This is a genomic window from Caballeronia udeis (assembly GCF_001544555.2).
Classification (GTDB): Bacteria; Pseudomonadota; Gammaproteobacteria; order Burkholderiales; family Burkholderiaceae; genus Caballeronia; species Caballeronia udeis.
Genome location: NZ_FCOK02000107.1, coordinates 16,381 through 27,972, shown reverse-complemented (window position 1 = coordinate 27,972; position 11,592 = coordinate 16,381). Strand labels below are relative to the sequence as shown.

The window sequence follows — 11,592 nt, the reverse complement described above, 5'->3', positions numbered from 1 at the left end:
CATGGACCGCTTCCGCTGACTCCATCCTCGCAAAGCTACAAAGACTTTGTACGAGAATCAGCGGAACGGAACACTAGGCATGAAGCGTCAATTGCCGCGTGCCGTGACGGAGTGGGTGAGCTTGTGTGCGACGACCGTTCCCGGTTGCGCCACCGAGGCTTCATGCCTTCCGTCACCGCACTCCGGCGCACATCCGGTTCGCTGCAAGGCGAACGTTCAACCCATGGATTCGAGTGACAGGCGTAATTGCCCAAGGTAATGCCATGAGCCGCTTAAGACGCATACTCTCCGCCTTACGATTGCCGCTGTGCGCGCTGGCGTTGGGCATTTCACTGGCCGGTTGCGCGTCGATGCAAGGCGCATCGACCGATCCGAATGCTTGCGTGGGTCCGGTGGATTACTGCCAGCCCTTCTTCGGTTCCTGATCCAGGACTCAAGAGAACGCGCGCTGCTCGACCAACCGAAACAGGAGCATCCTGATTCCCGCCAGGGTCAACGCCGTGAATACGTCATGCAGACGACCAGCAACGCTACGAGCGCCTGTCCACGCTATTCCCCGGCAGTCTGATCAATGCGGTCAAGGTATGGCTGCCGGTCGGATACCGCTCGGAATGGGTCTCGCATGAAGGAGATGAATTCGTGTACGTGCTGTCGGGGCATGTGCGCTATACCGTCGGCAAGAAAGAGTATCCGCTCGCGACCGGCGACTCGTTCCACTTCGACGGACACCGGCAGCACCGTCTCGCCAACATCGGTGAAACGCCGGCCGATCTCATCTCGATCGGCACACTGAAACTGTTCGACGACAACAGCGGCGCCGTCGTCGCCAGGAAACGGCCTGCTAAAAAGGCTGAAGCAGCAACCTCGAAATCAAAACCAAAAGTCGCCGCAAAAACAACTCGCCGATAACATCGCACGGGACTGGCCGGCGCCCTGCGCTTAGGCGTTTTCGAGGTTCGGTCGAGGAACGGAAAAGGCGGGAACAGGCGGCAGTTGTGTCGTGCTGATCTGATAACCGAAACGGCTGACGGTTTCGAGACGCGCGCCAAAGTCATGCAACTCAAGCTTGCGGCGTAACCGCGAGACAACCAGATTCACGCTCGACGGGTCCACGACGTCCTTGTCAGGCCACGCATACCGAATCAACTGGTCGCGTGCAACAGGGGCATCTGGCTGGCGCAGCAGTGACTCTATCAACAGGAACTCGCGCTTGGTCAGGGGGAAACGCTTGTCCCCTTCCACCAGCTCCCGCGTAAGCGGATCCAGTCTCAGCGAAAGATCAAGCATGGGGTCGCCCAGGCCATGCACCGACGATCGATACAACGCCAGCATGCGTTCCTGCATTTCAATGAACGAGTACGGCTGCACGAAACAGGCATCGGCGCCGGCACGCAGCATGCGCGCCCTCTCTACCGGCGTCGCGCGTCCGAGCACAACCAGGATCGCAGGTGAACCCGGCAAGCGCGCGAACTCGGACAACAGCGTAGCCAGGTTGCAGATGGACTCGGTATCGACGGCTACGATCAGCACCGCATCGAAGTTGTCTTGCGACGCGAGATGGAGCCCGTCGCGCAGGTCGTCGGTCATTTGCAGGCTGTGCGCGCTTTCGCGTAAAGCCTTATGCAGATAAGCGCCTTCAGTGCAGATAGTGGAAATGAGCAGAACTCGCATAGGGGTGGCTCTTACTCGGTTAATCAGTCAATCAGGGAGACCCGACAATCAGCACGCGCGTCATTCGAGCGCGTGCGGCCAACATTCAACCGTCATTGTCGTGCCGGGGTTGGTGCCAGTACCATTGACGCCCACACGAAGCGCGAAATCATGCAGCCGCATCACGGCCGAGACGATACTCAGGCCAAGCCCCGAACCCGCCAGATGACGCGTCTGGTCGGCTCTGTAGAAGCGCTGCATGACCGCTTCTCGCTCACGCTCGGGAATGCCTGGGCCGTTGTCCGAAATAACCAGGAGCGCGCCCTGTGCGTGATCCGTCAGTTCGATCCGTACCGCACCGTTATCCGGCGCGAACTTGATCGCGTTATCGAGCAGATTGCTGAATGCTTCAAACAGCAACGCCCGATCGCCATGCACCGCCGGAACCTGTTCGACCGCAACCGCCCAGCTGATTCCACGGTCCTCGGCGAGCGGTTCATACAGTTCGCTTAATTCATGCACCAGAGTAGTGAGATCGACCGACGAGAAGCCGCCACGCCGCTTCAAGGCGCCAATTTCCGAAATGCGGAGCATTGCACCAAAACGATCCAGCAATACGTCTGCTTCGACTCGCGCGCGGTCGAGCATTTGCGCAACGCCGTCGTCCTGGATCACATGCATGCGTTCGGCCACGTTGGCAAGCAAGGTGCGAATATGCGCGGCCGGAGTACGCAAGTCATGCGCTATTCCGTCGCATGCGCTCTTGACCTCCGTCATGAGCCGTTCAATTTCCGCGAGCATGTGATTCACCAGATGCGCGAGCATATCCAGCTCGTCGCGCCCGCCGATCGGCAAACGCCGGTTCAGGTCGCCCTCTGCGATCCGCAGGGTCACGTTGCGGATATCACGCACTCGCCGCATCTGTCGCAGATTGAGCAGCAAGCCGCTGGCTATGCTCACCAGCAAGCAGAACAGACCGCCTCCAACAAGTGCGTTGATCATCGTCTCGCGAACGGCCAGCACGTGCGTCAGGTCGCGGGCCACCACGATCTGTTCGCCGCTGTGCCGGCGCACGCCCATTGCGCGGACGACCGGCGGCTTCGTCTGGTTCGCGACAATCAGGCTGCCGTTGAGCGTATGGCCTTGACGATCGAGCGGCAGGTCCGCGGGCAAGACGCGGATATCGCCCGCAAGATGTGTTCCGTCGGCGGCGAACAGCCCGAAGTAATTGGTATTCAGATGCTCGCCTTCGGTGCGGCGGTAAACTGTCGCAGGCAGTTCCGGGTCGTCTATGGACCCGAAGTAGAAGAGCTGCCAATGGAGCACCGAGTCCGCGTCGAACTCCATGCGCGTGGTCGCCGACCAGCCGATAAATCCAATCAGCACCATGACCGACAGCGCGAAGATGACGGCGTAGACCGACAGCCACCTGAAGGTCGTGTTATGCCAGCGGCGCCCCATGTCTGTGGGATGCGGTCGATTCGTTGAGTCAGCCAAGGTGTTCTTATAGGAGATGGATCACGTCAGTATGTAGCCCGAACCACGCACGGTCTGAATCGTTGCCTTGGTACCGGGGGGATCGATCTTCTTGCGCAAGCGTCCCATGTGAACGTCGATCAGATTGGTGCCGGGGTCGAAGTGATAACCCCACACCGCCTCGAACAGCATGGTGCGTGTGATGGTTTGACCGGCGTGCCGCATCATGAACTCAAGGATGCGGTACTCGGTCGGCAGCAGCGACACTTCAACGCCGTCGCGCGTTACCTTGCGCGAAATCAGATCGACGAGGAGCGGCCCTGCATTAAGCGTGGTTTCATTGCGTGCGGGAGTCTCGCGCCGGCGTCGCAGCAATACTTCAAGACGTGCGGTGAGTTCGTCTGAATTAAACGGCTTGGTCAGGTAGTCGTCACCGCCCGCCCGCAGGCCGCGAATACGTTCGTCTACGTCGCCGAGCGCGCTTAGCATCAACACCGGCGCCTGGACACCGACCGTTCGCAGGGTGGTGAGGATAGTCAGGCCGTCGAGTCCCGGCAGCATGCGGTCGAGCATGATCACGTCATACTCGCCGCTCATCGCCCGGGCCAGACCGTCCGGTCCGTTATCTACCCAGTCCACCTCGAATCCGCATTTTTCAAGCTCTGCCACGATCTCATTCGCTGCAAGCGGATCGTCCTCTACCGTGAGCACTCGTGTCGTCATTGTTCCCAATCCCAAGTCGGCACCGGCAGAAAACCGGGTACCGTCTGCACTTCCAGAGGGTAAATGATGCCACAACCGACTCGAAGAGATCGGCGAATGGAATTGACGGACAGGCATCGGAAAGCTGCCTGTCCTTAGCGGCTGCCGCGATAAACCACTGTATCGAGGTAATTAAGCTGACCGTCTTTTTCAGCGTGAACGAGCGAGCGCTCAACCTGCGCGCGGGTGAGCGTCGAGGCCGGCGGCTGCCACGACTGGTCCTGAGCGGGCTTTGCCGGTGACTGGGCAAATGCCGAAGAACACACTGCGCATGAGAGAAGGCTGGCTGCGAAAAAAAGTTTTTTCATGTCACGACTCCTGGTGATCCTGGTGAATTAAGTGTCGCTGTCCGCGAATGGCGTTACGACAATGTTGAGACTACGCGGTGACCCTTAACGGTCTGTCATCTGCTTCATGAAAAGATATTTACTGAAATGCGCTTAGGGAAAAGCCTCTAGGACAACATCGAAATCTTGTGAACCATTGCGTGGCACGACCTGTCGAATTTCCGGCTTGCTTCGTACAGGTCGTCCAGGAGTGGCGCTCAAGACCTAGTTCGCGGACGGACTGGCCGGATCGCCCGCGACCTGCGCCGGCATGCAGTCGTGACGGAACTCCTGCTGCAGCTTGGCCTCGGCGGCTTGCAGATCGTCCGGATATTCGTTGTCGTCGGCGGTCGGCTGATACCCGACCGCTTCCAGTTCGCTCAACTCCTGCATCAGTTGCTTATGCGTGACCGTGTGCTTGAGCGGCGTGAACGGATAGTCATGACACTCGGCTTGCGTGAGGACCGGGGCGGCCAGGGCCGATGCGCTGGTAAGGGCGAGTGAAAGCGTAATCAATGCAGCGGAAAGGCGTTTCATGGGTGTTCTCCGTAAAGATTCGATCTTGAGTAGTCGCCTGCGCCTGACTGGATTTGTTGAGCGACGGGTGACGAGATTAAGGATAGCGAACTTATTTCGACGGAAAGCCCGCTGTAACATGAAGAGTAATTTAAGGTTTGTTGAGGTAAACGCAGAGGTGCCGACGCAAGGTCGGGATGGTCTTCCGCTGGGTGTGTATTGAACGAACCGGCATGAGCGCGCGACAGAACGCCGCGTCCGGACACACTGGGCTTATCAACGACAGCGCGGAGCTACACGCCTCTTGCGTAAAGGCTCGTTTCGCTTACAAGCGGCGTTGCACCTATCACACCCCCTGCCCGCCCGGGCGGCCGTGCTTTCACATCATTGCCTTCGCACACAGGATGCGAACGCTGCGAAGCGTTCGAGGAACGTCCCCATGCATCAATTCAAATTGTTTGGAAGTTGGCTGTATCGGATTCACGACACACACTCTCCCCGTTCGTCCCTGCCTGATGATCTGGACAGTTCTCCGCTTCCTCGCCAGCAAGCCCCAACGCGTCTTGAACGCATCTCTTCCGGCGCCTGAAAATCTGAATTTCAGTTAGTCGGCGCAGCTGCGAATAACGGCTCATTAACCTTCGTGGGCGCTTTCATGAAGTCTTAAGTTCGTCGTCAAGTTCGCGCGGCAGGAACCCACATCAAGCGACACACACGCGTCTGAATCTATATATTGGGATTTGAAAATCATGAAGAAAACCTTGCTAGCCGCTGCGATTCCGGCAATTTTCCTGAGCACTGTCGCGCATGCGCAAAGCAGCGTCACGCTCTATGGCCTGATCGACGAAGGGTTTGACTTTACGAGCAATGGTCAAGGCCATCGCGGCTACGAAATGGTCAGCGGCGACACCGTGGGTAGCCGTTGGGGCTTGAAAGGCAGCGAGGACCTGGGTAATGGCCTGAAGGGAATCTTCCTGTTGGAGAATGGCTTCAATACGAACAATGGGCAACTAGGTCAAGGCGGTCTTGAGTTTGGCCGCCAGGCTTACGTTGGCTTATCGTCAGCTCAGTATGGTACGTTCACCATGGGTCGCCAGTACGATCCGACCATTGACATGTGGAGCGGGTTCACTGCTGCGGGCAACACCATGGGCGATCTCGCGGCGCATCCGTTCGACAACGATAACTCCGACTGGGATTTTCGTATCCAGAACTCGGTCAAGTATGTGTCGCCGACCTATAGCGGCTTTACTGGCGAAGCCATGTATGGCTTCAGCAACCAGGCGGGCGGATTCGCGACGAACCGCATGTACAGCGCGGCGGGCACCTACAAGATGGGTGGCTTTGCGGCGGCTCTCGCGTATATGAAGATCAATAGCGGCGGAGCCAATGCCTCGGGCGCCGTGTCGAACGATACGACGGTCTTTACGGCCAACTCGCAACAGAATATTGACGCCGGCGTGTCGTACACGTTCTCCAACAAGGCACTGTTGTCGTTCGCGTATTCACATGTGGATGTCTACAATCCGACGGGCAATCTGTACTTTACGGATCAGCCTGTGGCGGGTACGCAGAACTCGTGGAAGTTCGACAACTTCGAAGTCAATGGCCAGTACTTCTTCAAGCCTGATTTCTGGATGGCGGCGGCTTATACCTATACGTTCGCTCACATTTCCACTACGACCGGGCGCTCAATGCCTAAGTACAATCAATTCTCCCTGATGCTTGACTATGACCTTAGCACGCGTACGTCGGTCTATATTCAAGGTGCGTATCAACACGTGAACGGCAACACGGGAACTCAGTTCGACAATGCGGATATCCCGGGTTCGTCAGGGATCTCTTCAACCGGAAATCAGATGATGGCCCGGCTGGCGATGACACACAGGTTCTGATCAGGGGCACGGGCACGGGTCGTTCTCCTGCGTGCAGCGTATTGCGCGACGTCTGCGCAACACGCTGCACGAATCCGTCGCACCGCTAAGCGCCGAAAGCCAGGCTCTTCAACCCAAGATTCTCCCGTAACGTGGTGCCTTCATACTCCGTTCGAAATAGTCCGCGGCGGCGCATTTCAGGAATCACCAGTTCTGCCAGATCGTCAATTCCTTGCGGCAACGTTGCCGGGCACATGTTAAAGCCGTCGGCGGCTCCGCTCTCGAACCAGTGCTGCAGATCATCCACCACGTCACCCGGCGTACCAATCAACACACGGCACCCGTTCCCCGCCGCCACAGTCTGATAGAGCTGGCGGATACTCAGCTTGTCTTTGCGTGCCAGATTCAACAGGTTCTCAGCGATGCTGCGCACCTGGTTGCCACTGAGCACAACCTCGGGCACCGGGCCGTCGACATCGTAGGCGGACAGATCGCCGAGATAACCATGCAGCATTGCAAGCCCGCTTAGCGGGTCGATCAGCGCCTGGAGCTCATCGAATTTTGCCTGTGCTTCCTCGCGCGTCCTGCCGACGTACAGCGTGACCCCCGGCATGATCAGCAGTTGATCCGCTGTTCGCCCATGTTTGGCCAGGCGCGCTTTTACATCGTCATAGAAAGCCTTGGCGGGCGCCACTTCGAACGCGTTGCTATAGACGACATCGGCGTCCTTCGCGGCCAGTTCACGTCCCGCCTCGGACCCGCCTGCCTGGACAATGATGGGCCGCCCCTGCGGCGTGCGTGCCGCGTTGAGCGGTCCCCGCACGCTGAAATGCTTGCCCTTGTGATTCAGCGTGTGCAATTTGGACGGTTCGTAAAACACGCCGCTCTCCTTGTCGCGAATGAACGCGTCGTCCTCCCAGCTATTCCACAGGCCTTTGACGACATCGACGAATTCATCGGCCCGCTCGAAGCGTTCGGCGTAACCAAGATGCGTGTCGCGGCTGAAATTCCAGGCTTCCTGTTCCGACCAGGATGTAACGACGTTCCACCCCGCGCGACCGCCGCTGATGTGGTCGATCGACGCGAACTTCCGTGCAACGTGAAATGGCTCGTTATAGGTAGTCGACGCCGTCGCGACCAGGCCAATGTGTTTGGTACATACGCCAAGGGCCGCGAGCAGGGTCAGGGGTTCAAGCTCGACGTTACGCATGTCCCGGCAGAGCGACCCCGCCGGTTCATCCGACGCGCGTATGCCGAGCCCATCGGCGAAAAAGATCATGTCCAGCTTGGCCGCTTCGGCCTTGATGGCGCTCTTCAGGAAGTAGTCGAAATGCACGGCGCCGTCGGCGGGCACATCACGATGCCGCCACGCGGCAACGTGATATCCGAGGTAGCGCATCGACAAACCCAGCTTGATCTTGCGGTCCTTCGACATGGCTCGTTTCCTTGGTCGGGAAGCTGTGTGGAAGCTATTACTCACGAGTGGCAGCAGGCGAATCAACCGAAGAATTGCAGGAAATCGCCGCGGGCCCACGTCACGCGTTGTCCAACTAATCTAGCGCAAAATTTCACCAAATCCTTATTGTTTTCTTGAAAACAATAATTTTTTGACAGAAACTTCATCACAGTGTAATTTTTAATGCACCCCCCGTACAAGGCGACACCGTGTCCGAAGACTCCTTGCCGTTGACGAATGCGCCTACGCATGAGCAGGACGTGGTCATCGGCGGCCGCTTGCGCGCCATGCGCAAGGCGCAGGACCTGCGCCTCAAGCACGTGGCCGAGCAGGCGGGCCTGTCCGTCAGCATGCTCAGCCAGATCGAGCGCGGCATCAGTTCGCCTTCCATTCGCGTGCTTCGCAACATCTGCCATGCGCTGGGTGTGGACGGCGCGGCGTTATTCGACGAGCGCAGCACGCCCGCTCCGCAGGGCGGCGCGGGCGCGGATTTCGTTGTCCGGCTCGCGGATCGCAAGCCGGTGAGCGTGGGCGGCGTCACCAAATATCGCGTGACGCCGGCGGGCTGCTCGGTCATGGAAGGGTTCCTGATGGAGATCGGCGCGGGCGCCGTGTCGGACGTGAACTTCGTCTTGCAGACCGGCGACAAGATTGGTTACGTCGTGCGCGGCAAGCTGCGTCTGTTCGTCGACGACCAGGAAATGCTGCTGGAAGCCGGGGACGTATATGGTTTTCCGTCGGGTCACCGCTATCGATGGGAAAACGGCTGGGAGTCGCCCACCACCATCCTGGTCATCAACAGCAATCATTTCTACGTTTAGGTTTTCGCCCGGGCGCGGCCAGTCTTGTGCGCCTACTTAGCTGTACTGGACATACCGTGCCCCAACCGGCCGGTGCTCACCACACGGGACGCAACGATGAAACAGGCGATCGGCAGCATCGATTCGGGCGGTATTCCATCATCCAGGCAGGCATCCACGCACAAGATTCGCGACGTGGTGGCGGCGAACGTGGGCACGTTCTTCGAGTGGTTCGACCTGCTCGTGTACGCCATGTTTGCCATTACCATCTCGCGCCTGTTCTTCCCTACCGGCAATCCGCAGTCAGCGTTGTTGTACAGCCTGCTGACCTTCGCGAGCGCCTACGTCATACGCCCCATTGGCGCGGTGGTGCTGGGCATCTATGCGGATAAACGCGGCCGTCGCGCGGCGCTGACCATCGCCGCGTTCCTGATGCTCTGCGGCACCTTGCTGATGGCGGTGATTCCAACGTATCGGGTGATTGGTGCGTGGGCGCCCGCGCTGCTGGTGTTCGGACGCTTGCTGCAGGGCTTTTCGGTCGGCGGTGAATTTGGCTGCGCGAATTCCTACCTGACCGAGCAGAACTCGCGCACGAAAGCGCTTTTCGCCAGCCTGCAGTTCTCGACCTCGGGCCTGGCGGTGCTGACCGCCTCGCTGTTTGCGTACCTGATCAACCACTATCTTTCGCAACAGCAGGTCGATTCGTGGGGATGGCGCACGCCGTTCATCTTCGGCTGCCTGATCGGTCCGGTGGGACTGTATATCCGCACCAAGATCAACGAGACGCGCGAGTTCGAGGAGATCGCCGACAAACCGCATCGGCCGCTTGCGGAGGTCTTCACCTTTCACAAGCGTTTCCTGCTCATCGGCGCGGCCGTTGTTGCGGCAGGCAATGTGGCAAGCTTTCTTAACATCTACATGCCGACGTTCGCTATCAACAACCTTGGTATAGCCAAGGATTCAGCGTTCATTGCATCCATCTTCAGCGGTCTTGTCAGCACGATATTCCCGATTTTCGGCGGACTGGCCGCCGACCGCTTCGGCACGATCAAGGTCATGCGGATTGCGTTGATCGCCGGGTTGATCATGATCTTCCCCATGTTCTTCGTGCTGACGCATAGCCCCTCGTTCCAGTCGCTGATCTTGTTCCAATGCGCAATGTCGCTGGTGTTCTACAGCTTCTATTACGCGCCGGTCGGATCGTTGCTGTCACAGCTCTTTCCAACGTCGTGCCGGACGACCGGCGTGTCGATCGCCTATGTTGCGTCGCAGACGTTTTTCGGCGGCGTCACGCCGCTCGTGGTCGGCTTCCTCGTCGCACAGACGGGCAGCATCATGTCGCCGGCTTATTACGTGATCGTGATAGGCGTGGTTGCGCTGGCCGGCTTGTCGGCAAGCCGAAGCCGTGTTCACTGACCGTCAACGACCGCTTACCCTCGAGGACAAACCATGCGTTCGACATTGCCTGCGGAGATCGATGTTGCGATCATCGGAGGCGGCATTATTGGCATCAGTACCGCACTCGCGCTCGCGCGCAAGGGCATACGTGTTGCTGTATTCGAAAAAGGCACGGTCGCGGGCGAGCAGTCGTCGCGTAACTGGGGATGGATTCGCACGGTCGGGCGGGACCCGAAGGAGTTGCCGCTATCTGCCATAGCGAACGACATGTGGGTGGACATCCAGGCGCGCATCAACGTGGGTTACCGGCGTACCGGCCTCGCCTATCTGGCGGAAACGGACAAGGAAATGGCTCGTCATCAGGCGTGGCTCAACTCGGCCAAGGGCACGGGCACCGAAGGAAATCTGCTGGGGCGCGACGAGCTGGCGCGCCTTATCCCTGCGTCGAACCGGCCGTGGATCGGCGCTTTGTACAGCGCGGGCGACGGCGTCGCCGAACCCACGCTCGCGACCGCAGCAATCGCCCAACTGGCGGGCGAAGCCGGTGCACTCGTGTTCGAGCAATGCGCGGTTCGCGGGCTTGAGACCAACGCGGGGAGAACGTCGGCGGTCGTTACCGAGCGGGGCGTTGTGAAGTGTGCGTCGGTGGTGCTGGCAGGCGGCGCATGGTCACGGCTTTTTTGCGGCAACAACGCGGTGGATTTCGCGCAGTTGAAGGTGCATGCGTCAGTGCTGCGAACGGGGCCATTGGAAACCGGGCTGGAGATGGCGATCAACGGGTCAGACTTTACGTGCCGCAAGCGCGCTGACGGCGGTTATACGGTGTCGCAACTCGGGGCATCAATTGCTGATCTCACACCGGACAGCATCCGCTTGTGCCGTCAATTCCTGCCGGCCTGGATGGCAGAGCGCAAGTACTTGAAGCTTCGTGTAGGCAAGCGTTTTGTGGAAGAGATGAAGATCCCGCGCCATTTTCGCCTGGATGCACCCACGCCGTTCGAAGCATGCCGGACGCTCGATCCACCGCCGACCATGAAGATGGTCGACGGCGCATTAGGCAAGTTGAAGCATGCGTTCCCGGCGTTCAAGAATGCGACGGTTGCACAAGCCTGGGCGGGGTTTATCGATGTGACACCTGATGCGGTGCCGGTCATCTCCGAGGTCGGCAAGATTCCAGGGTTCTTTCTGGCCGCGGGATTTTCAGGGCATGGATTTGGCATTGGCCCGGCAGCCGGCGCGTTGATGGCTGATCTGGTGACCGGGGACACGCCGAGAGTGGACCCGAAGGCGTTCCGGCTGGACAGGTTCAATGCGTGAGACCGGACCGTCTTGGA

12 protein-coding genes are annotated in these 11,592 nt (G+C 59.1%); 6 read left to right on the top strand and 6 right to left on the bottom strand.

Features of this window, described 5'->3' with window-relative positions; translation table 11 throughout:
• Nucleotides 1-263 precede the first annotated feature (263 nt).
• Together AWB69_RS48995 and AWB69_RS51000 are read left to right on the top strand one after the other, a co-directional pair.
• Nucleotides 264-425: a hypothetical protein gene (locus AWB69_RS48995; protein ID WP_197500448.1), complete on the top strand. Its 162-nt coding sequence runs from the start codon at nt 264-266 to the stop codon at nt 423-425.
• A gap of 214 nt (nt 426-639) precedes the next feature.
• Nucleotides 640-909, top strand: coding sequence for a cupin domain-containing protein (locus tag AWB69_RS51000; protein ID WP_062092548.1), 270 nt, complete (start codon nt 640-642; stop codon nt 907-909).
• Nucleotides 910-939: 30 nt separating this feature from the next.
• Here AWB69_RS51000 and AWB69_RS41340 read toward each other — a convergent pair whose 3' ends face one another.
• The 5 genes from AWB69_RS41340 to AWB69_RS41320 form a co-directional block, all read right to left on the bottom strand.
• Nucleotides 940-1,671, bottom strand: coding sequence for a response regulator transcription factor (locus AWB69_RS41340; protein WP_062092547.1), 732 nt, complete (start codon nt 1,669-1,671; stop codon nt 940-942).
• Between the two features lie 60 nt (nt 1,672-1,731).
• Nucleotides 1,732-3,111: a sensor histidine kinase gene (locus tag AWB69_RS41335; RefSeq protein WP_062092546.1), complete on the bottom strand. Its 1,380-nt coding sequence runs from the start codon at nt 3,109-3,111 to the stop codon at nt 1,732-1,734.
• A gap of 57 nt (nt 3,112-3,168) precedes the next feature.
• Entirely contained in the window at nt 3,169-3,849 is a 681-nt protein-coding gene (locus AWB69_RS41330) for a response regulator transcription factor (RefSeq protein WP_062092545.1), read from the bottom strand.
• Between the two features lie 134 nt (nt 3,850-3,983).
• The gene (locus AWB69_RS41325) at nt 3,984-4,196 is read right to left on the bottom strand and encodes a DUF4148 domain-containing protein (RefSeq protein ID WP_062092544.1); all 213 of its coding nucleotides are present in this window, start codon (nt 4,194-4,196) and stop codon (nt 3,984-3,986) included.
• A gap of 243 nt (nt 4,197-4,439) precedes the next feature.
• A complete protein-coding gene (locus tag AWB69_RS41320) occupies nt 4,440-4,751 on the bottom strand; it encodes a DUF4148 domain-containing protein (protein ID WP_062092543.1) in 312 nt (103 codons plus the stop codon).
• Nucleotides 4,752-5,479: 728 nt separating this feature from the next.
• On the opposite strand from AWB69_RS41320, the gene AWB69_RS41315 reads away from it, so the two are divergent.
• Nucleotides 5,480-6,625: a porin gene (locus AWB69_RS41315; protein ID WP_062092542.1), complete on the top strand. Its 1,146-nt coding sequence runs from the start codon at nt 5,480-5,482 to the stop codon at nt 6,623-6,625.
• 85 nt (nt 6,626-6,710) lie between these two features.
• On the opposite strand, the gene AWB69_RS41310 is transcribed toward AWB69_RS41315, so the two are convergent.
• Nucleotides 6,711-8,039, bottom strand: coding sequence for an LLM class flavin-dependent oxidoreductase (locus AWB69_RS41310; RefSeq protein WP_062092541.1), 1,329 nt, complete (start codon nt 8,037-8,039; stop codon nt 6,711-6,713).
• 230 nt (nt 8,040-8,269) lie between these two features.
• Between AWB69_RS41310 and AWB69_RS41305 the strand changes: the two genes are divergently transcribed.
• From AWB69_RS41305 to AWB69_RS41295, 3 genes are all read left to right on the top strand, one after another.
• A complete protein-coding gene (locus tag AWB69_RS41305; protein WP_062092540.1) occupies nt 8,270-8,881 on the top strand; it encodes a helix-turn-helix domain-containing protein in 612 nt (203 codons plus the stop codon).
• A 96-nt stretch (nt 8,882-8,977) separates the two neighbouring features.
• Nucleotides 8,978-10,276 (top strand): MFS transporter, encoded by a 1,299-nt coding sequence (locus AWB69_RS41300; RefSeq protein WP_062092539.1) that lies wholly within the window; start codon nt 8,978-8,980, stop codon nt 10,274-10,276.
• Between the two features lie 33 nt (nt 10,277-10,309).
• Entirely contained in the window at nt 10,310-11,575 is a 1,266-nt protein-coding gene (locus AWB69_RS41295; protein WP_062092538.1) for an NAD(P)/FAD-dependent oxidoreductase, read from the top strand.
• Nucleotides 11,576-11,592 lie beyond the last annotated feature (17 nt).